Origin of the sequence: Ktedonobacter racemifer DSM 44963 (assembly GCF_000178855.1) — a bacterium.
Lineage (GTDB): Bacteria > Chloroflexota > Ktedonobacteria > Ktedonobacterales > Ktedonobacteraceae > Ktedonobacter > Ktedonobacter racemifer.
Genome location: NZ_ADVG01000003.1, coordinates 976,308 through 1,000,147 on the forward strand (window position 1 = coordinate 976,308; position 23,840 = coordinate 1,000,147).

19 protein-coding genes and 1 pseudogene are annotated in these 23,840 nt (G+C 55.1%); 5 read left to right on the plus strand and 15 right to left on the minus strand.

Annotated elements, in window-relative coordinates; translation table 11 throughout:
* Window positions 1-29 precede the first annotated feature (29 nt).
* Window positions 30-635, minus strand: a complete 606-nt coding sequence (locus tag KRAC_RS66785; RefSeq protein WP_007914956.1) for a COG4315 family predicted lipoprotein — start codon at window positions 633-635, stop codon at window positions 30-32.
* A 158-nt stretch (window positions 636-793) separates the two neighbouring features.
* Window positions 794-1,234, minus strand: coding sequence for a hypothetical protein (locus tag KRAC_RS33280; protein WP_007914958.1), 441 nt, complete (start codon window positions 1,232-1,234; stop codon window positions 794-796).
* 983 nt (window positions 1,235-2,217) lie between these two features.
* On the opposite strand from KRAC_RS33280, the gene KRAC_RS33290 reads away from it, so the two are divergent.
* The 3 genes and pseudogenes from KRAC_RS33290 to KRAC_RS79855 form a co-directional block, all read left to right on the plus strand.
* The gene (locus KRAC_RS33290; protein WP_007914961.1) at window positions 2,218-2,826 is read left to right on the plus strand and encodes an IS607 family transposase; all 609 of its coding nucleotides are present in this window, start codon (window positions 2,218-2,220) and stop codon (window positions 2,824-2,826) included.
* The gene (locus KRAC_RS33295) at window positions 2,795-4,246 is read left to right on the plus strand and encodes an RNA-guided endonuclease TnpB family protein (protein ID WP_040441717.1); all 1,452 of its coding nucleotides are present in this window, start codon (window positions 2,795-2,797) and stop codon (window positions 4,244-4,246) included. Before KRAC_RS33290 ends, KRAC_RS33295 begins: the two co-directional genes overlap by 32 nt.
* A gap of 134 nt (window positions 4,247-4,380) precedes the next feature.
* Window positions 4,381-4,521, plus strand: a pseudogene (locus KRAC_RS79855) (HNH endonuclease); the annotation flags it as partial.
* A 414-nt stretch (window positions 4,522-4,935) separates the two neighbouring features.
* On the opposite strand, the gene KRAC_RS33300 reads toward KRAC_RS79855, so the two are convergent.
* The 5 genes from KRAC_RS33300 to KRAC_RS71950 all read right to left on the minus strand — a co-directional run bounded on the left by KRAC_RS33300 (window position 4,936) and on the right by KRAC_RS71950 (window position 10,571).
* Window positions 4,936-6,105, minus strand: a complete 1,170-nt coding sequence (locus KRAC_RS33300; RefSeq protein WP_007914964.1) for a hypothetical protein — start codon at window positions 6,103-6,105, stop codon at window positions 4,936-4,938.
* Between the two features lie 269 nt (window positions 6,106-6,374).
* The gene (locus KRAC_RS33305) at window positions 6,375-8,429 is read right to left on the minus strand and encodes a PLL family lectin (RefSeq protein ID WP_007914966.1); all 2,055 of its coding nucleotides are present in this window, start codon (window positions 8,427-8,429) and stop codon (window positions 6,375-6,377) included.
* A gap of 90 nt (window positions 8,430-8,519) precedes the next feature.
* The gene (locus KRAC_RS33310; protein ID WP_007914968.1) at window positions 8,520-9,359 is read right to left on the minus strand and encodes a GNAT family N-acetyltransferase; all 840 of its coding nucleotides are present in this window, start codon (window positions 9,357-9,359) and stop codon (window positions 8,520-8,522) included.
* Between the two features lie 28 nt (window positions 9,360-9,387).
* Window positions 9,388-10,293, minus strand: a complete 906-nt coding sequence (locus KRAC_RS33315; protein WP_007914970.1) for a LysR family transcriptional regulator — start codon at window positions 10,291-10,293, stop codon at window positions 9,388-9,390.
* Window positions 10,294-10,376: 83 nt separating this feature from the next.
* On the minus strand, window positions 10,377-10,571 hold the full coding sequence (locus tag KRAC_RS71950; protein ID WP_157507411.1) for a hypothetical protein: 195 nt from the start codon (window positions 10,569-10,571) through the stop codon (window positions 10,377-10,379).
* Window positions 10,572-10,648: 77 nt separating this feature from the next.
* Here KRAC_RS71950 and KRAC_RS33320 point away from each other — a divergent pair, with 77 nt between their 5' ends.
* Window positions 10,649-11,887, plus strand: coding sequence for an MFS transporter (locus tag KRAC_RS33320; RefSeq protein WP_007914971.1), 1,239 nt, complete (start codon window positions 10,649-10,651; stop codon window positions 11,885-11,887).
* A gap of 177 nt (window positions 11,888-12,064) precedes the next feature.
* Here KRAC_RS33320 and KRAC_RS33325 read toward each other — a convergent pair whose 3' ends face one another.
* The 5 genes from KRAC_RS33325 to KRAC_RS33345 all read right to left on the minus strand — a co-directional run bounded on the left by KRAC_RS33325 (window position 12,065) and on the right by KRAC_RS33345 (window position 17,553).
* A complete protein-coding gene (locus KRAC_RS33325) occupies window positions 12,065-13,456 on the minus strand; it encodes a mercuric reductase (RefSeq protein ID WP_007914973.1) in 1,392 nt (463 codons plus the stop codon).
* Window positions 13,457-13,539: 83 nt separating this feature from the next.
* Complete coding sequence (locus tag KRAC_RS33330; RefSeq protein ID WP_007914975.1) at window positions 13,540-14,361, minus strand: alpha/beta fold hydrolase; 822 nt, start codon at window positions 14,359-14,361, stop codon at window positions 13,540-13,542.
* Between the two features lie 198 nt (window positions 14,362-14,559).
* Window positions 14,560-15,798 carry a hypothetical protein gene (locus tag KRAC_RS33335; protein ID WP_007914976.1) on the minus strand — a complete coding sequence of 413 codons (1,239 nt, stop codon included), beginning with the start codon at window positions 15,796-15,798 and terminating at the stop codon, window positions 14,560-14,562.
* Window positions 15,799-16,088: 290 nt separating this feature from the next.
* On the minus strand, window positions 16,089-16,931 hold the full coding sequence (locus KRAC_RS33340) for a PrsW family intramembrane metalloprotease (RefSeq protein ID WP_007914979.1): 843 nt from the start codon (window positions 16,929-16,931) through the stop codon (window positions 16,089-16,091).
* Window positions 16,932-16,944: 13 nt separating this feature from the next.
* Window positions 16,945-17,553: a hypothetical protein gene (locus tag KRAC_RS33345; protein WP_040445505.1), complete on the minus strand. Its 609-nt coding sequence runs from the start codon at window positions 17,551-17,553 to the stop codon at window positions 16,945-16,947.
* A 668-nt stretch (window positions 17,554-18,221) separates the two neighbouring features.
* On the opposite strand from KRAC_RS33345, the gene KRAC_RS33350 reads away from it, so the two are divergent.
* Window positions 18,222-19,379: a sigma-70 family RNA polymerase sigma factor gene (locus tag KRAC_RS33350; protein WP_007914981.1), complete on the plus strand. Its 1,158-nt coding sequence runs from the start codon at window positions 18,222-18,224 to the stop codon at window positions 19,377-19,379.
* 89 nt (window positions 19,380-19,468) lie between these two features.
* Here the strand turns inward: KRAC_RS33350 and KRAC_RS33355 are convergent, their stop codons facing one another.
* The 3 genes from KRAC_RS33355 to KRAC_RS33365 all read right to left on the minus strand — a co-directional run bounded on the left by KRAC_RS33355 (window position 19,469) and on the right by KRAC_RS33365 (window position 23,833).
* Complete coding sequence (locus KRAC_RS33355) at window positions 19,469-20,497, minus strand: LLM class flavin-dependent oxidoreductase (protein ID WP_007914983.1); 1,029 nt, start codon at window positions 20,495-20,497, stop codon at window positions 19,469-19,471.
* 533 nt (window positions 20,498-21,030) lie between these two features.
* Window positions 21,031-22,494: a DUF4129 domain-containing protein gene (locus KRAC_RS33360; protein WP_083814947.1), complete on the minus strand. Its 1,464-nt coding sequence runs from the start codon at window positions 22,492-22,494 to the stop codon at window positions 21,031-21,033.
* The gene (locus KRAC_RS33365; RefSeq protein ID WP_007914991.1) at window positions 22,418-23,833 is read right to left on the minus strand and encodes a DUF58 domain-containing protein; all 1,416 of its coding nucleotides are present in this window, start codon (window positions 23,831-23,833) and stop codon (window positions 22,418-22,420) included. The genes KRAC_RS33360 and KRAC_RS33365 overlap by 77 nt, the downstream gene beginning before the upstream one ends.
* Window positions 23,834-23,840: the final 7 nt, after the last annotated feature.

Here is a 23,840-nt window from a genome sequence, read left to right on the forward strand (position 1 = left end):
ACATGGATATTACAGGTATATGGATATGGTTATAGACCGGTGGGCATGTTGGGTATGGCGGGCTGCCAGGGGGAGTTGTCGGCACCTACGCCTTTGGCGTCGCCGGGGACCTTATCGTTCACGTTGGTAAAGAGGTAGTATCCCTGGTAGAGTACAACACGGTTTCCATTGGCGTCGGTACCTACGCTCAGCTTGCCGGGCAGCTTTGTGGCGCTGGCGGGCGTCCCCGTACCCTTGAAGAGGAGGGGCTTCCAGGTTTGCGCGCATGTACCATCACAGCTAAAACCACTTGCTCCTTGCAACAAGTGCGCATAGACGGTCATACCCTGCATGGTGGTCAACACAGTAAAGGTAGAGCCGACAGCCTGAGTGCTGGGGATATCTCGTACCTCGATAACGACATTAGACGAAGAGTCGCTAGATGTACTGGTAGGGGTCGCGGCAGGAGTGCTATCACTGGTCGCTGTCGTGGCAGTCGGAGTGGCGCTAGTTGCTGTCGCAGCCGGAGTGCTGGTGCTGGTCGCGGTCGGAGTGCTCCCGGATGATGCTGACGCGGATGTAGAGCCACATGCCGTCAACATTGCCGCCAGCAGAAGCAGTAGAGACATGATGAGGATAGAATTCTTTAGACGCATAATATGGTTTTCTCCAGATTTATAAGTATTACTGTGTTGTTCTAAATTACAATATACTCGGTATATCAAGGTGGCTCATCTTTATGCCTGGTTGTCTGCCACACCAGCATAATAGCGAACGCTTGTCAGGAATTCTGTGAGGCACCTCACATTTTTGTTTATGCCTCGACCAGGGTTATCGAGACCTCGTAGGAGGCGCCAGGAGAGCCGCCTGTAGCTGGGGCGATGACCTGGCTGTGGAGATTGAGGATACGCTCCTGATAGGCATCAAAGTGGACCGCGATGCTGCTGGAGCCGATTGGCTCGCTAAAGTTGATGGTTGTGCCGCTGCTGGCTAGAAAGCTGGCACGCAGGGCATCGCGATACTGCTGCCCCGTCAATGACACATTCGCGCCATCGTAGCGTTTGAGCTCGTTGAGGCAGAGGATAGTCAGCTCCCATAGGCGCTTGCCTGGTCCGATATCGACATAGGCATTGGCGCCATCCGCGCGCACCGTAATCTTGCGATTACGCGGCTGGCGCATAATATAGCTTCCCGGCTTAACAAAGTAACCCGTATTATCAAGCACCATTTCACAGTCCAAACCAATCTGTGGCATTGTACCCCTCCTTCTTTAATAAATTCTTTATAGTGTACTTGTATATTTTATGCTATAATAGACGCATCTAAAAAATGGTTTACCCCCGCGATGCTGGACACATCCGGGGGCGTGATGATAAGGAGTTGACCCTTACCATGAGTGATACTATACCTCAAAATGCCCCTCAGAAGCAATGTACACAGTGTAGTAGGTTTCTTCCTTCCACTACTGAGTTTTACCATGTGAATAAAGCTTCTAAAGATGGTTTGTCTCCTCGATGCAAGACACTCCGTCACATGATACTTGACGTCCGTGGTCAGTCGAAATGAGCAAAAAAGTGGGCTTCTCAAAAAGGGGAAATGGCCTCTGGAGCTGAACGAACCGTCTCCTCCGCCTTCGTTTTTTGCTCATTTCGACTGACCATATACGTCCAACATCACACGGCGAGGTGTCCGATGCAAAGCATGTATTCGTGAGTATGGGAAGCGATATCGTCAGGAGCATAAAGCCGAACTTGCCGAAAAGAATAAATTGCATTACCAAGAACATAGAGCTTATTATGTTGTGTATAAGCAACAGTACTATCAATCCCACAAATCTCATTTTTCCGAACTCCATAAGCAGTATTACCAAGAACATAGAGAGTATTATCTTGAGCGCAATAAACAGTATTATCAAAAGCACAAATTTCGCATTGCTGAGTATGGTAGGTGGTATAGGCAAGCGCATATATCTCTGTATCGTGAGTATCGAAAGAAGTATCTTCTAACAGAATGAGGTCGTTTGACTCATCGTACGAACGTTCTTAAACGCAGAGCACGAAAAAATTCTGCTGTTGGTTTCTATACCTCTGCTCAACTTCTTGATCAAAAGAAGAGACAACTTTCTAAGTGCTATTATTGCTCGACAAAATTGGGTAAAGTATCCATTTTGTATAAGCAACCATCACAAAGTATCATCATCTCTTGCATATCTCAAGCAGATAGAGTAAACTTGGATGTATGAAGTTATCGAGTTATGCCAAGAAGATTGGGATCAGTTATAACAGCGCCTGGCGTATGTGGAAACGCGGCCAGATTCCCGGCTATCAATTGCCCACCGGCACCGTGATCATTGATCCGCCGGAGCTTCGCTCGGTTCCGGTCCACGCCGTCGCTGTGTATGCTCGTGTTTCAAGCAGCGAAAACAAAGACAACCTGGAAAGGCAAGCCGAGCGGCTGGTGACCTGGTGCAATGCCCAAGGCTGGTCGGTCAGCAAAGTCGTCAAAGAGTGCGGCAGTGGCATCAACGATCAGCGGCCCAAGTTTCTGGCGCTGCTGGCAGATCTCAAAATCGGGCAGATCGTGGTTGAACACAAAGATCGCGCTTCTCGCTTTGGCGTGGCCTATATTCAGACCTTGTTGGCTATGCAAGGACGGAAACTGGTCATCGTCAACACCGCTGATACCGCCGACGATGATCTCATGGGCGATTTTATCAGCATCATTCCCTCGTTTTGCGCTCGTCTTTATGGTCGCAGACGAGCCAAACGCAAGACGGAACAAGTGCTAGCGGCTTTGCAGCAGAATGGACCCGCCCGTGAGCAAGAAGCCCCAAAAAGCCTCGCTTGATGAGAAAAAAAAGCGCAAGCGCAAAAAGAAGACGAAGCAGACCATCACTCGAGCGGTGACCCATATCCGTCTCATTGAGGCCAATCCTGGCAAACTTGAGGCGCTCGATCAGCTTGTGGCGGTTTACTTGCCGCTGTGCCAACAGTACACCACCCTGTTTTGCGAGGCCGAGACAAGCCCGGACAAGTACCAAGAAACCGTCTTCAAAACCGATCTTTCCGACCGCTTGCATCGAGTGGCAATACAGCAAGCCGCAGGCATTGCCAAAAGCGTTCGCACGAATCGAGCGAACGCCTATCAGGCATACCTGGAAGATGTGGCTGATTATGCTCAGGCCAAGGCTCAGGCGGAAGGCCGGATGTCCGCCTTCAAACGCCGCGAACCGACCTGGACCGAATGGGATCTCCCTGTGCTGCGTGTGCCAGTCATCCAAGCCAATGTCAACGTGGTGGTGCTCGAGAAGTCGGAGGACTCCACGTTCGACTACTGGCTGCGCGTGTCCACCTTAGATGTCGGGAATCCGCTTCGAGTCCCAGTCAAACTCGCCTCCTATCACAAACGAGCACTCGAAGGCCGCACGCTCAATGCATCCACAACACTTCACAAGCGCAATGGAGTCTGGTGGCTGACGCTCTCCTTTGACGAGGACGTTCCTCTTCAAACCAAGCCTGACGCCCCTACAGTAGGCGTCGATGTGGGCATTGCCCATTTCCTCACGACCTCCACCAATAAAGCGTATGGCAGTTTTCATGGCAAGATGGCCCGACAGCACAAGCACGATCGGGAAAAGCGTCGCCGCAAGGCGAAACTGCGAGCCTGTCTGGAAAAGAAAGGCGTCCCAAAGGGCAAGCTTCCTTCGACAAGTTCTGAAACGTCGCAACGCTTGAGCCGTCACGTCAAGCAAGAGATCAACCGGGCGGTCAATGCGTTGGTCAAAGATCATCGAGATGCCAGACTCATTTATGAGGACCTCAATGTGGCCTCGATGCGCTTCAAAGCAAGGGTGATGAACAGTTATCTGTATGCTTCTCACCTGGGGCATATCCCAGAGCAGCTGGCCTGGGCCGCCGCCAAACAGGGCATGGCAGCCCACACGGTCCGAGCCGCCTATTCCTCTCAGGAATGCCCCCGCTGCCATTATGTCGATCGCGCTAATCGGCCGAACCAGAAAACCTTCAAGTGCCTGGTCTGTGGTTACGCAGACCAGGCCGACCGCAAAGCCGCACAGACGCTCGCGGGACGCTGGGGGGATCGGAAACTGGCGGCATGTCGCTCGACCTCGGAGGTCAAGGCGCTCCTCATGACGCGGCATGAAGCGTGGAAACAGCAGAATCAGCAGAGGATCCAGGATGCCGGGCCTCCCGTCCAGTTGAGCTTCTGGGATCCCCCAGAGATGTTCCTGGAATCATCTCACGAGTGAACATCTCTCAGTAGAGAGAGGTGCATAGGATGCTCGTAGTGCATCCTCCCGCCTAGTCCGCTGTTTGGTAAACAGGCGTAGGTTAAAGTGAGAAGGATAATCATTGCAATAGATGGTTATGCTTTGATCAACTATATCATGTTGACCATATAGTTCCTCTCTCAAAAGATGGCTCTAATGATATATCGAACATTGTTTTAACCTGTCCTTCTTGTAACTTTAAAAAAGGTAATAAGCTTCTTCATGAATGGCCTGAAGGCCGTAGATTGATCTAGTTTAGTTAAAGAGGGTATGGGGTTTCTCATACCCTCTTTAACTAAGGCCTATGGTCGCCATTGCTCTCGCCTCCCACCTCCTCGGTCTTGATCTTTGTCACACTACTACTGCCTGCTAGGTCACGGATAATGATAATCTCATCCTAAATTTGTACATCGAGGCCTCACGGCTTCAAGGCAAGGCAGAGCGTTTCGATGGCCAGACGCAGGCGTTTATTTTCCGCTCGTGCCTCCTCGATCTTTGTCTCCAGCGTTTCAATTTACGCCTTCAAGGCCTCAATGACACGCTTTTGAATTTAGGCTGCCATCGAAGCATTCCCGCTCCTCCAGGCGAATGTACCCCTGTTGACCACGGCTACGCTGATGATGGCTGTAATACCACTGATGATTTCTGCTATCTGATCGATCATATGGTTAGATCCTCCACCAGTAGCGCTGGACCTGGCCCCATTGGGCGATGGCGGAAGAGGCGTAGTCACGCTGGCGCTTGATCTCCTCCAGGCGCCGCTGGAATTGTGTCATCTTGTTTTGGGAGGCCCGCAGCCAGGCGCCGGGAATAGCTGTGTCATCCAGGTGGTCGCGGACGCTGCCATCCTGGAACGCGAAGTTGTCGTTGGTCGGTATCTGGTAGGCCTCTAGAGCGTAGGCACAGGCGCCCAGCACGATAATGTCGCGGTGAATCTCGGGAATGGTGCTCCCCTGGCTATCTAACTGGTGGCGAGTGGCATAGAAGACGCGCATGATCAGGGTGTTATCCTTTGGTAGCTCGCTATTGTCGAGCTTGAGGGTAAAGGTAGACATGCTGGCTCCTGTAGTGCCCTGGTGGCTGCCGACCGCGCCCATGTTTCCCAGGTTGCCGCCCGCCGCCAGGGCCGTTGAGCTATCGTAGAGATTGCTATACTCGGCGAAGGCACGCTCTATGGGCGGCCAGAGCATGATGCCCGAGGTATTGACTAGGGGTGGTTGGGGCATGTTCGCCAGGCTGGCATCGCTGGCGGTATCGAGGTAACTTGTGGTGGTGTTATCGGCGAGCGTGGCGAGCAGGTAGAGTGTAGAGCCGCCCACGAGCGTGCGGTAGATGTTGCGCCCGATGACGGTATTGGTGCCCACGGCGGGGAGGGCCTGGGCGAGAGGTCCCAGGGGAATACTCGCCAGGTTGACAGCCTGGTTGCTGCTCGTAGTCGTAACCTGAACCAGGGGACCAGGCGTCGTCTCGCCGCCCTGAGTGAGCAGGCTAACTGCGTATTTATAGACGTCCAGGCCCAGGTTGGTACCAGAAGTGAGGGAGAGGCTTGGTCCAGCCGTAGGAGATGCGAAGACACTGCCATAGACTTGCAAGGGATAGAGGATACGCTCCAGCCAGAGCACGGGATAGGCAGAATTCCAGGAGGCTGGATAGGGATAGGTGCGCTGAAAGGGCTGCGCCTGCATATCGACCATGGCGATATTGGGATAATACTGGGTGTAGCGCTCCACAGCCTTATCAATGGCGCGGTCCAGGTCCGCATTACTCCAGCGCTGACTCGCGCCCGCCAGATCAAAGAGGTCCAGGCGACAGGCATTCTCAACATCGCTTAATAGCATAGGGCAGTCTCCTTATAGCGCTATTCATCATTTTACGTACGCTAAGCAACACTAACGCGAACTGGCTTCCCAGGCTGGTAGGGACCTGGCTTACCGCGTCCAAATGCCATTCATGGCAGTGCGGCGCAAGCCGGTTTTTGCTGGTGAACGGAGAATCCATCACGCGAAATGACGCCGAGGAACGTTTTGGGCTGCGCCTACAGGCGATTAATCGCCTTTGAACGCGGTAAACCGGGTCCCTACCGAAAACATGCGGGCACTGTGAGCATTTATGCGCCCTCCAGGCTGATGGTGTGCTCAAACTTTGCGGCCTGGGCGCTGTACTCGGCCTGCATGGCGTTGATGCGGAACTTGCCGCTCTGGCCGGTGCCTTTGGGTGCGGCGTAGTCTGTCAGTGTCAGAGGATCGTGCAACTGGAGAGCGGGATTTAGTGGGACATTGATGTGGTGAGCCACGGTGGCGCGCTGCTCCTGGTAGAGTATCGACGACGCGCGAAGGGCACACTGCGCTGGCGTGGTCAGCTTCAAATCGACGACATGCTTGATGCGCTCGCGCCCGATCAGCTTCTCGGCGGTCATATCGTAGGCTTCTCCGGTGCTTACCTTGGCCGTCGTGGTGTTTGTGGTCGCGGCCCCTGTCACGATAACGTGATTGGCTGGCTCATCGTCTGTGCCCAGGCTCAACACCCCTACCTCTGGCTGGTATGTCCACACTGAGGCATCGCCCACGCTGAACTCGCGGAGCTGTACCTTCTCATCCTGGTCTATGAAGTAGCGCAGGTTATAGGTCTGACAGACCTCGTTCAGCGTGGCGCGTAGCGTCCTGTTGGCCTGTAAGATGAAGATGGGCACCGCCTGCGTGAATGTCGAGCTACCTGGCACGACAACGGTAAAGAGTCCCGCCCTGGCGCAGATCTCCGTAATGAGATAGGCCACCGTCTGGCCAGCATACTGGATCTGAAAATGATTGATGGCGTCCAGTAGGTATGAGGCATCCACCCCGACAATCTTGATGCGGTGCGTGCTCGGCCCACGCTCAAACGTGACTTTCTTCATCCTGAACGTCGCGCTCTTCACCGACTCGGGCGTGGTGTGTGCCGCTCCGGTCTTATATCCTTCATTCAGGACCAGGCTGGAGCCGATATTGATGGGGGCAAAGCTCGTCAAGCTGCCTACCTTGGAATTGAACGCGCCGCCTGTATTGTCCAGCTCTAGCTCGATGGTGGCGGCTTTGCTCTCATGCTCTGTGCGTTTGTAGGAGAGGATCGCCGTCGACATGTCGAGGTAGCGCGCCGGGTCGGCCTGGCTGTAGTCGCTGCGCGTATAGGTTCGATTCTGGGCTACCATATACACGGTGGTATCCGTGGGTCTATAGAGTGGAACGATGCCCAGATTGGCGGCATTGTTGGCGTCCTGGAAGATGTAGCCATTGCTCCAGTGGATGAAGTCTGTACTCTGGCGCACGCGCGGGTAGAAGAAGCTCGCGCCCGTGATCGTGCCTGGATTGTAGTCTACATACGTCACGGTATACGTCCCATTTGGCTCCTTGAGCAAGAAGGGCGATTGATGTATGAGGCCGTTGGCCGTCGCAGCTACGAGGTAGTTCTGGTTGCTCCAGGCTGAGCCTGTGCTATTAACATTGAAGCTGTAGATCTCTGTGGCCGTCGAATAGACCAGGCGGTATAGCGAGGTCGAAGAGTCCCAGGCGACGGCTACCCCTGCCAGGCCTGAGACGATGCCACCCGGCCAAACCGCGAGAGCCGACCATGAGCCGCTAAAGGTCGTCATGCCCATAGACTTGCCGCCAACTACATCGTACTGGATGAAGAGATCATTATTGCCCGCGCTTGCCATGCCACGCATAAGCGCTCCAACAGCAGGCGTAAAGACCACGCTGGGGCTGGCGCTCCACGTCACGCCGTTATCCGTTGAACTCCAGGTCCACAGTTCATTACTGCCCGCGCCATGCTGGGCAAAGGCGCGCAGCGTCCCGCCATTGTTGGAGACACAGCAGGCGCCATTGAGCGCGATAGTCGCGCTAGCGCCTCCAAACGTCGTCCATGTCGTCCACTGGCTCGCAGTCGTGGGGCTGGTGATGCGCTGATACTGAAAACTGGTTGGAGAGCTGCCCGCCACCACCCACACGCGAATAATCGAGCCATCGCTGGCGATGCAGGCGCTGAAGAAGCTTTGCGCCTGCGCCGTGTTGGCGGCTGCGAGCTGGTTGTAGCGTGAGATGTGATCCTCACACGTAGCTGAGATAACAGGGACACGCGTGGTATCGCCTATTGCCGTATTAAGCGTGGTGGTGAGCGTACGTGCCATCCTCTTCCAACCTCCTCCTCAACCTCATACAGCTCCTACCCATGTTCCATGCTATTCTTTTTGTACATATCAAAAACGGAAATCCGCATACTATGTCTCCTGGCGGTACTGGCAATAGTACACAGGGTAATCTACAACCTTCTCGAAACCTAGTTTTTTGGCGGTGGCGACCGAGGCCGTGTTTCTGGTCCAACAATGCCAGCCAATCTCGGTCACGCCCTCTACAAAAGCTTGCTCAATGATGGCCTGGGCCAGGGCGGTCGCGATGCCCTGGAGCTGATAATCCTCCAGCGTCTCAATGCCCAGTTCGCAGCGCTCCTGGTCGCGATACTCGGCCAGGCACCAGCCAGCGAGCGTGTGTTCATGCTGTGCGCAGAGGCCAAAGTTATACGTAAGAAAGTGTTCAAGTGAGGGGCTTTCTGAACAGATCTCTTCAAGGACATGCGCTCTATTTGTTGGCTCCAGTTCTTGCAGAAGCTTCTCATCGAGGCGGCGCAGCACAAAGCCCTCGGGAAGAGGAGAACTTACAGTAGTATGTGGCAACTTCAAGCGGTGGAACTCTCGCTGGCCCATAAAGGTCTCCTGCCCCTGGAGAACAGTATCGAGAAGAGCCTGCCAGTTCTCGTCTCCAGAAGGATAGTACAGCAAAGCCCCATAGCCATCTGCACCTGGGGATAATTTGTGATATTGTTGCGCTAAAATAGCCTGGATGGTCTGTTGCAGGTCTGGATGCTCTGCTCGGCCCGCGAGATAGATACGATGAGGATTAGTGGGCAGAAGCAGCACAGTTTGGGGTGCCTCAGGGTCATCAACATACACCTGCCCCGGTGTCTTCCCCGCCAGGACAGTCATAATGGCGAGGTGGTACGCCATATCGGCAAAGAGTGGCTTCACACGCGCAAAAGCAGGTGGATTAAGAATTGTAAACATGCTCATCTCCTATGGTGTTTCGCCAAGATCATTCAGGGTATATAAACATACGTCCCTCTTCGCGCAAAACGTCGATGAAATTCCGGGTCGCGTTTGAGAGGTGCTGCCTCTCGCGACTCAGACACACCAGGGCACTCTCGCGCGCGAAGGCGGGCAGATCCTGCACAGGAAGCTCTACGAGGCGCCCGGCAGCCAGGTCATCCGTAACGAGGGGGCGCGCCAGGAGCGCTACGCCAATGCCACGCACAACCAGGTCATGGGCCGTATGAATAGGCAACGCGGTCAAAGCCTGCTCCGCGCCTATCAGATGTGTATGCCAGCTTCGCGTCTCCGTCTCCCAATCGACCTGCCAGTAAGGATTCCCCTCACGTACTACGTCTAGCGACGTGAGGCTCTCTCGTTGCGCCAGTGGATGGGCGGGATGGGCTACGACAACTAAAGGCTCACGAAAGTGCAGAAGAGGCGTCAGGCTAATTGGACTAAAGAGTGGCCAGTTCAACAGGCCAAGCTTGACCAGGTCATCATATAACATCTCCAGAATTTGATCGCTGTGGTTCGTGTGAATATTGAGGTCGACCTGCGGATAGCTGGCTTTAAAGCGAGCAATGGCGGAGGAGACAAAACCTGTGGTCATCGCTGGCAAGGTCGCCAGCGAGACCCTTCCCCTGGCACCTTGCTTTGTCTGACGCACAATCTCGGTTCCTGTCGCCAGGGCACTCAGGGCCTGCCTTGCATAGGGGAGAAAACTTGTTCCCAGTTCCGTCAGTTCCAGGCGAGTACCACCACGCACAAAGAGTATGCCTCCCACGGCCTCCTCCAATGCCCGAATACGCAGGCTGATCGTTGGTTGCGAGATATCGAGCGCCCGCGCGGCCTTGCTAAAGCTTCCCTGGCGCGTCACCATGTCAAACGCCTGTAACTGATTAATCTCCATTGCCCTCTTCCCATAAATAAATTTAATAATGATTATAGCATCTATTATCTTGTCTCATAGGCCGCCATTGATTATTCTTGTGCCTAGTGTAACTTCTCGCGCCTTCGGCGCTCGCCAGGGTAATGGTGTGGAGGGTGCTGGCCGTCTGCGACGGCCAGCACCCTCCACACCATTACCCTGGCCAATGTGCAACGGGGTCCCGTCCCTCGATGGAATCCGGTGAGCGCAAACACGGGGTCCAGGGGCAGAGCCCCTGGCGGGGTTTGGGGTGTCCCCAAATTCTTTCCCCCTCGCCGCCGCAGGCGGCATAAACAACGTACAATATTGTGGTAACTAAAGAAAGAGAATAGAGTCCATGGACTTCTTGAAGATTTTACGCACGCCGCACCTGGCTATTCTCTGGGGCGGGCAGATGCTTTCGGCGATTGGGGACCAATGTTTTAGCGTGGCGCTTATCTGGATTACGACCCGGCTCCTGGGCAGCACAGCCGGAGTCGTGAGCGCGCTGGGATCGCTGACGGTCCTCATGTTTAGCCTGCCCAGTGGGACCCTGGCGGACCGTTGGCCACGCCGCGAGACCATGGTCTATACCGACCTGCTCCGAGCGCTGCTGGCAGGTGCGCTTGCGCTCCTGGCGGTCAGCGGCACGCCCCAGATCTGGCAGCTCATCCTGCTGAGTATCGGTCTTGAGGCGCTGGGCACGCTCTTTGATCCCGCGCTTATCGCCAGCCTGCCCCTCCTGACGCGTGATGGCAAACAACTTTATGCCGCCAATACCCTGATGGATGGCACGCAGAGGATGGCGCGCGTCCTGGGTCCGGGTCTCACCGGCCTGCTACTTCTGCTCATCCCGCTGGCCCATTTCTTTACCCTGGACGCCATCAGCTTTACCCTCTCAGCCTTCAGTATCCTTCTGCTTGCCAGGCACTTCCCTGCCAGAAAAGCGAAAACGAGTGAGCAGAAGCCAGAAGCCAGAGGACATATCTTTAGCGATATGCGTAGCGGGCTAGTCCAGTTACGCGCCCATCGCCCGCTGGCCTGGGCACTTGGTAGCCTTGGCCTGAGCAATATTTCCTGGGCGGCCATCTTTCTCATAGGGGTGCCCCTGCTGGTCGCGCGCATGCCAGGAGCCAATGCTGGCACCTATGGCCTGGTCGTGGGGGCATACGGCGTCGGCAATGTGCTGAGCCTCTTCCTCACAAATCACCTCTCGCGCACACGCGACCTGCGCTGGATGTACATTGGGCAGATCATTCTAGGGCTGGGCTTCCTGCTTATCGGCGTGGCAACGACCCCCATCCTGGCCATGCTAGGCGCCGCCATCGCGGCCTTCGGCAGCCCAATAGGTGACCTGATTCTGGTGAGCATCATCCAGACCGACTTTCCCTCCACAGACGTGGGAAAGATGTACAGCCTGCGCCGTCTCATCGCCGGAACCGGCCTGATGCTTGGTTCCGCGCTTGCCACGCCCCTCTTCGCCAGCCACCAGTATCTAGCCAGCGGGATCGCGCTCTGCTCCTGCTCCATCCTCCTCATCGCCATCATCAGCCTGGCCCACGAATGGCTCACACAAAACGGCTCCGCAAGCAGGTAGGGACCAGCTTTAGCGCGTCCAAAGGCGATTAATCGCCCGTAGGCGCAGCCCAAAACGCTCCTTGGCGTCATTTCGCGGGTTACGTCACCTGCTTCAGGCGAAAAACCAGCTTGCGCCGCACTGCCATGAATGGCACTTGGACGCGCTAAAGCGGGTCCCTACCAGCCACCCGCCGCCCTATTGATCAAGCATAGAGAAGAGGTTGTTGAGCGACTCGGAGAGATTGGGGTGGGAGAAGACGCCATCACGCAGGGCCGTATAGGGTAGCTTGCCCATCATGGCGATTTGCAACATCGCCATGACCTCGCCGCCCTCAAGGCCCAGGACGGCAGCGCCCAGGATTTGCTTTGTCCGCGGGTCGACGATGGCCTTCATAAAGCCACGCGACTCGTCGGTCTCCAGCGCGCGGGCGACGTAGCTCATGGGCATCTTCGCTACGCGAATATCAAGTCCCTGCTTGCGGGCCTCCTCCTCGCTCAGGCCGACGCGCCCCAGTTGGGGATCGATAAAGACGGTATAGGGCAGCAAGCGATCCTTGATACTGGCGTTACCATTCTCGATCAGGTTGGTGCGCAGGATGCGGAAGTCATCATAGGAAATGTGGGTAAAGGCCGGGCCGCCCTTGACATCGCCAATGGCGTAGATGCCCGAGACATTGGTCTCCAGTTTGTCATTGACCTGGATCAGACCATGCTCATTAGCCTCGACGTCCGTGGCTGCGAGATTGAGCTTATCTGTGTTGGGAACGCGACCAGAGGCCAGCAGGAGGTGCGAGCCTACCAGGGTGCGCTCGCCCTCGGGCGTCTCGACTGTGAGATGGATCTTGCCGCTGGCATCCTTCGTGACGCGCTTGAGCTTCGTCTGCAAGAGGATCTCGATGCCGTCCTCGCGCAAGATCTTTGCCACCTCCTCGGCGACATCCTTATCTTCCCGCGAGAGAAGCCGGGCGCCGCGCTGTATCACCGTGACCTGGCTGCCAAAGCGGCGGAACATCTGCCCAAACTCCAGGCCAATATAGCCACCACCAATGACCAGCAAATGCTCAGGCACGCTATCCAGCTCCATGATGCTGGTCGAATTGAGCGTGGGAATGGTCGCTATACCCTCCAGGGGTGGAGTCGCTGGCCGCAGGCCGGTATTGATGATAATGGTTTCGGCCTCGATCTCGCGCACACCGCCATCGTTGAGAGTGACGCGCAGGCGCTTAGGCCCGGTGAACTCACCCTCGCCCATGAGCAGGTCCACGCCGGAGGAGACCAGGCGCCTCTCGCTGCCCGAGCGAAAGCTATCTACGATATCGCGCTTGCGCTTGCGCACGACCTCTATATCGACGCTTACAGGACCCGTCGAGACGCCATAGTCGGCGCCTCGACGCGCCAGGTAGGCCACACGGGCACTGGCAACCATGGTTTTCGTCGGCGTACAGCCTTCATTGACGCATGTGCCGCCCACATGCTCGCGCTCGACCATGGCAACCTTCTTCCCGCTCTGCTCCAGGGCCGAGGCCAGCGGACCGCCTCCCTGGCCCGCGCCAATCACAATCGCGTCATAGGTTTGTATCTCAGCCATCGCTTTCACTCCTCATTTTTACTAAGAAATAGATGCTTCTATCTCTATCTTAGATAGGCCTTCTATACTGGTACACGAATTAGCTAGCGGATATGGTCCAGGTCTCGCAGAAACGCTTCGGCTTCCTGTCGCCAGATCTGAGGTTGACTCAGGTGAAGATCATGGTCCGCGTTAGCAATCTGGACATAGCGTGCATGAGGGAGTTGTTGAGCCATGGCACGTAGCTCGTCCTGCGGTAGAAAGCTCTTTTCGCCTCCGACAAGTAACGTCGGACATTGGATGCGCCGCCACTCATCTGTATAATCGTGTACCCCCTGGTCGGCTACTGAACTGATCATATCTTCGAAGTGGAACTGGGGCCAGAAGCCATCGCTGCGCTCCTCAAGGATCTCCAGCCAGGTCTGAGCATAGAGAGTGTCACCACCAAAGTATACTCTGGCATCGGCCAGCGAGGGGAAGGGGAGGGGCCAGCTATGCAGCCACTTGCGGATCTTCTCTTGCACATCAGGCTTATCAGGATTGGGGCTGACCGTGGCTTCAACCACAATCAAACCACGCACAAGATCTGGTCGACGCGAGGCCACAAGATAAGCGTTCTGCCCACCCATGGACTGCCCAATGAGCAACACCGGCTGAACCTGGAGCTGTTCAATAACGCTTATCACATCCTTGACATAGGCATCCCGTGAGTAGTCGTTTAAGCCCTTGTCGCTCATACCATGCCCGCGCTGATCCAGGGCGTAGACGTGATAGTGCTCTCTTAGCCAGCTCACGCTCTCCCGCCATTCCAGCCCCCGTCCCGCGAGGCCATGCAGAAGCAATACTGGCGGACCATCCCCGCCAAAGTCCACACAACAGAGGCGTACACCTCCAACCTTCAGATAGGGTCGCGTAACAGTGGTCATGCTTACCTCCCTGCAATTCCGTTCCAACAACCATTATACGATGTTCAATACGCACCAGGATAAGGGTTCTCACTTGACGTCACACAGTAGGCCCCACGCCCGGCAGGTGTGAAAGGTAGGTGCGCCTTTTAGAAGCACTACCTTTCACACCTGCATGGGCGTGGGGCCTACTGCATGGGCTGGAGGATCAGGCAGGCATTATGCCTCTTCCTTGACGCGTTTGAGCCACTTGGTGGCTGTGCTGCGGGCGCACCGCAACTGGTCAACGATCTCTAGCACCGTAATCTCGTTGTTTTCCTGGTACATGTCCGCGATAAGCTTGCCGTAATCCGGCGTAAATGGTTGAGCACCACGAAACTTGAAATCAATCGCGCTCAAAGCCTCTGTTGTGCGCCCTGGCTCATCTTCAAAGAGGTTCTGCTCGTTCAAGGAGGGGCGCGACTCGCTTGTGGCTTCGTCTTCAGCCTTGCCAGCGGGCAGGGCAGGCGACTCTGCGGAGGGGAGGGCAACAGTGGCGACGGTCCGCTCAATTGTCTCGCGCACCAGTTCAACGGTAACCTGGGAGAAGCGATTGAGCATCTCGTTGTTCATGGCATGCATGGCCGCCAGGTTCTGCTCGTTCATCTCCTGCATGGCCTGGACCACCTGTGTGAGGTCACTGGCCTGCACATTTTGCGCTGGCTGGACGCTCTCTACCTGCGTCTCTACCTCGCTGATCTGCACTTGCTGCTTATCAAGCTGCTGCTGCCGATTTCCCACGGCGATCTGCATACGCCAGCGCTCCATCGTGCGGTCAATAGCCATCAGGATCAGCAGGCAGGTCGCCAGGGCCGCGCGTTCATAGACAAAACTGGTGGAGTTGATGCCCAGCATTTGCATGGCCTGCGCGATGGTTCCCGGTACGTCGCGATGCTGTGTAAAGACAGCCCCAATGATGATTGAGACGTAAGCGAGGAAGGCCAGGAAGACGATATTAAAGATCACAAGCACCCATTTGCCCACTGGATGCCCAACCATACGCGCCAGGTCGGGAACACGTCCGATCACCAGCAGGATCTGGAAGTCGACGCCCAGGCCCATGATGAGAAGCCAGATATAGAAGAGAAACGGCACATGGCCCAGGACCTCACCATTTGAGAGCACATCCATAAAGCCCAGGACTGAGGCGATTGCCAGCAGATACCCGAGCACCAGGTTGATAATTTTGTCGGCGCGATGCGTCCATTCAATGGCCTGCTCATAGAAGCTTCCAGGCTCCGTACGGGTCACATCAAACGCGTTGAGGGATGCCGCCTGATCTTTCCTGGCTGTCTTAGCTAGCTGCCTGGCGAGTCTGGCCGCCTCGCGCTCCTCTCTACGCCTCGCCCAACCGCTCTTATCCACGCTAGAAGATGCCTGCGGTTCCTGCTGCGAATTCTGCTCTACAGCTTGCTGCATACGCGATGAATCCCTTCAATATATGACTCCGCTGAAAAATGGGGAAACACACCCCTCAGTAGGGACCAGCTTCAGCAGAGTCACATTTTCATAGCTTTTAATAGATAAAATATACAAAGTCCACCTGGCCTATCGTTTACAAAATTGGTTATTGATCAGGCCAGCAAGTCATTACACTACAGTTTCCTATTATACACACCTTAGCAACAAACGCCGCTCTTCCATTGGGATATGAGGTGAGGATGTGGTTTGTGGACCTCAAACCACATCCTCACCTCATATCATCTTCTTTACTTCTGCTCGGGCAGTCGTTCTTTCTCGGCGCGCTTGTAGACGAATACGAGCACACCGATGCCGAGGATGCTGATAATGAGGGTCGCGACCGAGATGGGGAAACCCGGGGGGATCACGAAGTAGAGCGAATGGGGCAGGCCATCCCAGGCCCCATGCAACACCACGACGAAGGCAAAGACCAGGATGACGGGAATTGTGATGCGAAAACGGTGGGGCGCGCTCTCGTGGAAGAGGACGGCGCTCAGGATGGCGGTCCATGTGCCATGTCCAAAGGGCGCGATCAGGCCACGCAGGATCGTCTCTACGATAGACGCGCTAAAGCGTCCATGACTGTAGATAAAGGCATTGAAGGCATAGCCCGTGCTCTCCAGGGCCGCGAAACCCATACCCACAGCCGCGCCAAGCAGCAAGCCGTCAATGGGTGAATCGTGGCGCATCTTACGCGCAAGGAAGATCACAGCCAGGATTTTACATCCCTCTTCAATGAGGCCAATCAGTAAGCCACTGCGAAATGAGAGCTCCTGGTCAGGGCGGGTCTGTGGTGGAAGCAATAGCGCCTCAAGTACTGACGCGCCCAGCACCCCAAGCACACCACCCAGGCAGAAGCTTTTGGCAATTTGCTCTGGCGAAAGCGATGTGATGTGCTGATGATCGTACAGGAAAGCGACAAAGACGACCGGAATGAGAAAGTTACCGATCACGATCACGGTGGGATAAAGGTTTGAGTTACTCGTCAAGGACATAACTACCACAGTTAAAACGAATAGCAGAAAACCGAGAAAAAAGACCTGAAGCCAGCTACGCGATGGACGACGAGGCGTCTGCCAGGTGCCAGACATAGATCACATCCTTTCATAGCCATGCCTCTTTTACAGGCACATCTTTTAGCGTGTTGCTCCCAGAAGCTTGATCTTTTGCCATCCAGACCTTTCCTGTTTTCGGAAGACCAATCACGACTGAACCATCGGAGCAGCCATAATCGATGCGCTGATTATTTACCAGGCCGGTAGCACCTGTGAGGAAGGAGCAGAATGAGCCATTGGCAAGCACAAGCATCCAGGCCTGAGTGTCTGGTCCCTTAAAAGCTTCCGCCCGGGGCAGAGGTTGATTCAGGTTTACCCGAATGCCTTTCTGCCCCGTAGCGGGATTGGGATTGCAGATGACCAGGCTTCCAGACTTGGACGCGACAGGTTCAAAGCATGGATCATAGATGATATTGCCGGTAGCACACCGCCAGGCATCACTACGCGAGGCAGCCAGCGAGCCAATCCAACAATAACCCGAGACGGTGGCCTGTGCCGTTGAGGAGGGATAAAAGTAGGTCACGCGTGTCGGCTCAACACGCGCTACCGCCCTGGCAAGAGGCACATACCCACCGAAGGAGAGTGCCCCCAACAAAAGGGCCAGGCAGAGCACAACCAGAGCCTTTCCTGAAGGAAGCCAGCGCTTACCTTGTATCATCAATCCTCCACTTCTTTCAAACAGGTGTGTTCTCCACATCCAGGGGAGGTGTAGGAGGGTCTCCCTCCTGCCGGGGCGTGGGGTGTCCCCACACATTCCCCCACTTACCTCTAACTGGCGCGTTCTCCACATCCAGGGGAGGTGCAGGAGGGTCTCCCTCCTGCCGGGGCGTGGGGTGTCCCCACACATTCCCCCACTCACCATTCTCTAACCAAGCAAACATCTATCTCTAATAAAGCATAAACACATGGAAAAATAAGTACTAAGGTAACGCTAAAGGAATAAAAATTGAAGTTCATAGTATAATATATAGGAGAAAACTTACCCATCGGTGGAGAGAGGGCGTCATTGTTGTCTAGAGGTGGAATAAATTTAACCCCACAGGTGTTTTCTACTATGCAAATGCTTATGTAAATGCTAAAAGCACCTATCCTTCCACCTGCTTACGCTACAGACATTTAGAAATTGTGTCGAGATTGTATCGCGCCCGACCTGTCTTCCTGGTACGAGGCGCACTTACGAACGATATGTACTTAAGGACTCCGCTATTCCTGCCGATATTTAGATGAAGACCTATAACCAATAGCTAAACCGTAATACACTGAGCGAAATGCACGCGCACACATTGCCTTATTTTATTGTGCGTTTATCAATATGGAGACCCGCCTATGGCAATGTTACTTCAAGATCATGAGAAGAATATGACACGTTTACTCCCTCTTCAGGAGTCTCCTTTTACGACGAAACCAGGTGAGGAGGAGCACGATTTCGACCTGGACGAGGCCGAACTCCTTCACGAGGAGGACGCTTTGGATGAGGACGAAGAACAGGAAGAGGCTGAAGACACAACAGAGGAGCCTCTGCAAGAGGAAGAGCCTGTTCCTACATATACAGCGAAGTCCAGTCATCCCGCCGCCCTTATAGAGGCCGCGGGCGAGCCTGGAGATACCCTTGAGACCTACCTGCGCGAGATGGGTCGCGTTCCCCTGCTGACCAGCGAACAAGAGGTGCAACTGGCGCAGCAGATCGAGCGAGGCAAGCTGGAGCAGGAGCGCGCACGCCTGCTCAAGGTTCCACCAGAGCACGCGATCATGGATTCGGCTCAGAATGCGCGCGACCGCCTGACTGAAGCCAACTTGCGCCTGGTCGTAAGCATCGCGCGCAAGTACATGGGACGTGGCATGGCTTTAGCAGACCTCATTCAAGAGGGGAACGCGGGCCTGATGCTCGCCGTCGAAAAGTTTGATTATACCAGAGGCTTTAAGTTCAGCACTTACGCCACCTGGTGGATTCGCCAGGCAATCAATCGCGCCATCGCGAACCAGGCCCGCACCATCCGCCTGCCGGTCCACTTTCACGAGGCCGTCAACCGCCTGCACCGCACCAGCTCTCAGCTCTTTCAGGAACTGGGACGCGAGCCCAGCGCCGAGGAGATCGCGGAGCGCATGCATATCAGCGTAGATACCGTCTACGATATCCTGGAGGCGGGCAAGCAGCCCATCAGCCTAGAGTCACCTGTTGGTGACGATGGCGATAGCTCCCTGGGCGACTTCGTCGAGGACCAGGTCACAGCCTCGCCAGCCGACATCACTACGCGCAACATCCTCAGGGAGCAGATCGCGCATGTGCTCGACGAGCTGAACGAACGCGAGCGCCACATCATCCAGTACCACTTTGGCTTCCTGGATGGCAAAGAGCACACCCTGGCCGAGATCGGTGAGAACCTGCATCTCTCCCGCGAACGCGTACGCCAGATCGAAGCCAAAGCGCTCCGCAAGCTACGCCAATCCTACAGCAGCCGTCAGCTCAAAGACTTCTTGAACTAAAGAGACAAGCACGAGCAAGGGCGGCCAGATACGCATAATGGTATCTGGCCGCCCTTGCTCGTGCTTATCTGTACAATTTCAACAAGAGCTCAGTTCGTTTGTCCGGTGAAATGAGGCAGGACTTCCTGGGCAATGAGCCACATTGAGCGCGTGACGAGTTCTGGTGGCAGGCCGCCAAAGTCCGACCAGAACACGACATGACGAGGATCGATGTGTGCCTGGAATTGTGCAATCACCTCGATCAGATCGCTGGGCGTGCCAAACCAGAGGAGCTTTTGGTCCATTAGATGATGAATGACATGCATGATCTGTTCATGACTGCCGGGATGCTGATGCTCCATATAACGGCGCAGCGCATCAACAGCTACATGGAGGGCTTCCGAGCGTGTGGGGGCCACAAACGTGTAGAGGATCAGCGGCAACTCATAGTGCTCGTTATCACCACCTGCTGCCAGGTAATGGCTGCGATGGTTCTCGACCAGCTTCTGAGCGTCAGCAAAGCTCTTCGCGCTAATGTGGGGCAGGCTGATCACTGGTTGAGTTGCTCGACCCCGCGTGGCAAATGAATCTCCCTTGATGGCGGAGAACCAGTGGCGTGGGAAAGGCTGTTGCACTGGCGTGACATTGAGCTTTGCATTCTCAAGCTGAAAATAGCGACCTTGAAACGTCACCTGTTCTCCACGCCAGAGTCGCTGAATGATTTCCCAACTCTCCTCAAAACGGCCAAAGCTCTCAGCCACGTCCTGTCCAAAGGCAGCATATTCATGCGCGAAACTTCCGCGCCCAATGCCCAGGCCCAAGCGTCCCTGGCTGAGCAGATCAACCAGAGCGTAATCCTCGGCGAGTTGAAGCGGATGACGCAAGGAGAGGTTGGCGACGGCAGTATTCAGGCCGATCCGTTGTGTCAGCTTCGCCGCAGCAGCGAGCAGGATCGCAGGATTAGGGTTGGCCAGCAGTTGATTCGGTGTAAGATATCCATGATGCTCCCCGATCCAATAGGAGTCAAAGCCCAGTTCGTCAGCGAGGGCAATCTGCTCCAAGGTCTGCTGGTAGATCGCGACAGAGGTGCGCGCCTCGGTGTCATACACATCGAGCAATGAGAAAAGGCTAAAGCGCATTAGTGTTGTCCCTCTTTCGGCGGCATTTCGGTCAGGCGGTGGCTAACCTCCACACAGTAGTTCATTCCGTGGACTGCTTTTAATTGAGCAATCATGCGCAGCTCCTTCTATTTTTCAAATTGTTATCTTGGTAACTTGGTAACAATATAACACGATGAATTTAAGCTGTCAATGGTTGCTCTTCTGAGGTTAGGGCTTGTGAATAACAGAGAGGAAAGGGACTTCGATTTGCTATGCTGCAGGAAATCAATTCACATAGGCGCCCGATTTATCGCGCGTGAGGCGATTTATCGCAATGATACGGCATAGCAGATTTTCTTGATTGAAAGGTGTATTTTGTTGTGTATGGAGTTTTATGACGTGGCGACGCTTCCACGAGAGAATCCAACACGGCAAAAAGACACCCGTTCTTCTGTATTCCTGCGATAGATCGCCTTGTGCTCGCTAAATCGGGCGCCTATGGTTTGGGGCTGCCTCCCGGCCTGGGCGTGAGGATCGACCAGAACTTCTTCACTTGACGCCTATTGGACGCGTTAGCCCCCCGATTCATCGTGGGGGGCTCTACCAGCCTTTTTTACCAGGCGTCGCAGCAATGATGGCAGCCATTGGCGTAGGTAGTCCCGGCGTTCAGGGGTTAGTGGCTTCGCGCCATAGCGCTCGCGGGTATAGTCCTGGGTTAAGGCCGCAAGAATCTCCTGATCCGCTGGCGTTTCCTGCTCCTCCGCTTCAGGCAAGACCTGAGTGAGAGTCAACAGGCGAGCCTGATATTCAGCGGGCGTCTCGTCAGCACGGCGTGACAGCCCTTGCGTCGCCATGGATGTGAGGAGTTCACGGTAGCGCGCACGCGCGGATGAGGGATCTAGCGCCTCAAGCCTGGTCCGCTGATTGCGCTCCTTCCGCCGCTCTTTTTGAATTTTCTCCTTATCGAGATTTTCGCGCACCTCGTTTCCTTCCCCTGCATTTGTCTCGTATACCCTCCTTTTGAGTATGACAAGCATAAGTATGACAACCAGAAGAATGCCACAACCAAATCCGATCAGGGTAAGAGGCAAGGCAAGAGTAGTTGGCGGAGGGGTATGCAATACCGGGATGGAAGATGGTGGCTGAAGTTGGCGTTTGGGTAGGTCTGGTAGAGATGGCCCCTGTGAAGCGTTTCCAAAATTGAGCAGGCTAAAGAGATAAGCCAGCAGGCTCAGAAGCGAGATAAACAGGCCCAGAATTACATTGACCACGCTGGCTAACACCTCAGGCGGAAGGGCTTCAAAGGCAATACCGCCAATAATAACGGCCATCCAGGTGAGCGCCAGACCCGTAATCCACCTTCCTGTCTTAAAACTGCCTGGGTCCTTGCTGTGCCGTGCTTGCTCTTGCTTGAGGATGCTGAGGCGTTTAAATGAGAGAGCCAGCAAGCCTGAGAGGAAGAAAATGGGGAGATCGGTCATCAAAGTGCGGTTCAGGGACGGAGATCCCATGGACTGTTCGGTGAGCGCAAAAAACATTACACCGAGCAGGAGCAGGAAGCCAACCTTTAAGCCCCACACAAGCTGATTCGTCTCCTCGTCGGGCCGCGTACGGGAATAACTGCGGTACCAGACCACGGCGGTCAGGAACAGCATGATCGTCCAACCACCCGAGTCCTCGGCAAAAGCGGGATTCGTCCACAGCAGGAACGCAAAGACGACCACAACGCTCAGTATATGCATGAGCTGAACACGTATTCTTGATACACTGGCTGCTACAACTTTTGTACGTCGCCACAGCATCCACCAGTGCAAGCCAAGCAATACGAGTGCCACACTGGCAATGTTAAGCTCCGGTTGAGCGTTGGAAGCAAAGAAAATCTTCTCGACCAGGACCTGGAACGCCAGAGCGATGGGCAGCGCCTCCATGATGGCTGAAGCAACCGGGATTGCAAGAACCTCAATCCAGTTGGAGGTGAACTGCGCTCCTACCGACGAGCGTTCCCTGTGCATCGTTGATCGCGTGGGTGAGTTCATGCCATTTCTCCTTTCCTCCAGGGTAGTAGCAGGAAAAATCTTCAATTCCTGGAAGTTCTCGTCGTTCCTCTGGCTCCCCAACCAACACGAGATGGACCGCGCACTCACGCCTCTGCTGTTCCTGAAGCAGTTCAAGCGTGTCTTCACTGAGTGTTTGGGTAGCGCTGATCAGCAGGATAGTGGTACCCCGCGCAAACATTTCGTACGCGTTTTCAAGCACATACTCCATGGGCGTGTGCTGATCAGGAGTCAGGCATGCAAGCATAGTCAAAAGGTCCTCAGCTTGCTCATAGTTCAGGCCAAAGGGAACGCTCACCCCTGGCACAGAGTAGTCTACCGCGTTGGACATATCTGTCGTCCCTGCATCTCCTTCCTGGTCAGTGTTGACTACAGAGCTGAGTGCATGGCTTGGCGTTGCCAGCGCGCAGTTGGCGAGCAGGCCCACCATATACCCCTCCTCGAGTCCCCACGTCGCTAATGAGGCGGCCACCGAGATACAAAACTCTTGAATAGCGCTATCGGGTCCCTGTAGTTGAGGTGAATAGGCGCGAGTATCCAGCAAGAGTAAGAGCTGGCGCCGGGTAGTCGACTCGTAGATTCTGCTGCATAGCTCACCTGTGCGCGCGGTCGCTTTCCAATCGATGCGACGCAAATCGTCGCCCGGCTGATAGGCGCGAATGCCGGCAAACCAGAGCGGATCTTCAAGCAGTTGGCGTGGCCCGATATAATCACCCATCCGGAACTTTGAGGGGAGGCCCAGGCTCTCCAGCGGGGCGATCAGCGGATAGACCACTACTTCTTCGCTGGCAGGCAGAAGAAGCTCGCGCTCCAGCCAACCCAGGGGATCACTGCAACGCAACTTGAGCGGCCCAAAAATATGGCAGCCGCGCACATAAGCGCTCATCGTAAAACGCTGCGTCACACGCTGGTAGGACCACAGCAGCCATGAACTGGTGAACGTTTCGCGCGGGGCGGCCTGTAATCTGGTCTCTGCCTGCTTCAAGATCACCAGTGGGGGAGAGATAGTATTATCCATCTGCACCCAGGGGAGGGGCAACCACTTGCGATTCTCGATGCTCATCGTCAGCGTAACTTGTTCCCCCAGGAAAAGCTTCTTCCGGTCTACATGCTGGCGGACAAGCAGGTGCCTCAGCGCGTAGCGAAAGTAGAGGTCCGGGACAATCGCGATCACGAGCGTGAAAACGCCCGCTTGCAGTGGGAGCGGCTGACGGCTGATCCCGCTCACAACAAAAAGAATGCAGGCCACAAGATACCATGAGCGGCGCTGTTTAAGGATCTCCCGATAAAAATTAGCTTCGTAGGCTTCCTGTATATTCATTGCCTGG

Bases quoted from the DNA above. Each gene is read 5' to 3' on its own strand.
- KRAC_RS66785 (WP_007914956.1), bottom strand. From the start codon at position 635: ATGCGTCTAAAGAATTCTATCCTCATCATGTCTCTACTGCTTCTGCTG.
- KRAC_RS33280 (WP_007914958.1), bottom strand. From the start codon at position 1,234: ATGCCACAGATTGGTTTGGACTGTGAAATGGTGCTTGATAATACGGGT.
- KRAC_RS33290 (WP_007914961.1), top strand. From the start codon at position 2,218: ATGAAGTTATCGAGTTATGCCAAGAAGATTGGGATCAGTTATAACAGC.
- KRAC_RS33300 (WP_007914964.1), bottom strand. From the start codon at position 6,105: ATGCTATTAAGCGATGTTGAGAATGCCTGTCGCCTGGACCTCTTTGAT.
- KRAC_RS33305 (WP_007914966.1), bottom strand. From the start codon at position 8,429: ATGGCACGTACGCTCACCACCACGCTTAATACGGCAATAGGCGATACC.
- KRAC_RS33310 (WP_007914968.1), bottom strand. From the start codon at position 9,359: ATGTTTACAATTCTTAATCCACCTGCTTTTGCGCGTGTGAAGCCACTC.
- KRAC_RS33315 (WP_007914970.1), bottom strand. From the start codon at position 10,293: ATGGAGATTAATCAGTTACAGGCGTTTGACATGGTGACGCGCCAGGGA.
- KRAC_RS33320 (WP_007914971.1), top strand. From the start codon at position 10,649: ATGGACTTCTTGAAGATTTTACGCACGCCGCACCTGGCTATTCTCTGG.
- KRAC_RS33325 (WP_007914973.1), bottom strand. From the start codon at position 13,456: ATGGCTGAGATACAAACCTATGACGCGATTGTGATTGGCGCGGGCCAG.
- KRAC_RS33330 (WP_007914975.1), bottom strand. From the start codon at position 14,361: ATGACCACTGTTACGCGACCCTATCTGAAGGTTGGAGGTGTACGCCTC.
- KRAC_RS33335 (WP_007914976.1), bottom strand. From the start codon at position 15,798: ATGCAGCAAGCTGTAGAGCAGAATTCGCAGCAGGAACCGCAGGCATCT.
- KRAC_RS33340 (WP_007914979.1), bottom strand. From the start codon at position 16,931: ATGTCTGGCACCTGGCAGACGCCTCGTCGTCCATCGCGTAGCTGGCTT.
- KRAC_RS33345 (WP_040445505.1), bottom strand. From the start codon at position 17,553: ATGATACAAGGTAAGCGCTGGCTTCCTTCAGGAAAGGCTCTGGTTGTG.
- KRAC_RS33350 (WP_007914981.1), top strand. From the start codon at position 18,222: ATGGCAATGTTACTTCAAGATCATGAGAAGAATATGACACGTTTACTC.
- KRAC_RS33355 (WP_007914983.1), bottom strand. From the start codon at position 20,497: ATGCGCTTTAGCCTTTTCTCATTGCTCGATGTGTATGACACCGAGGCG.
- KRAC_RS33360 (WP_083814947.1), bottom strand. From the start codon at position 22,494: ATGAACTCACCCACGCGATCAACGATGCACAGGGAACGCTCGTCGGTA.
- KRAC_RS33365 (WP_007914991.1), bottom strand. From the start codon at position 23,833: ATGAATATACAGGAAGCCTACGAAGCTAATTTTTATCGGGAGATCCTT.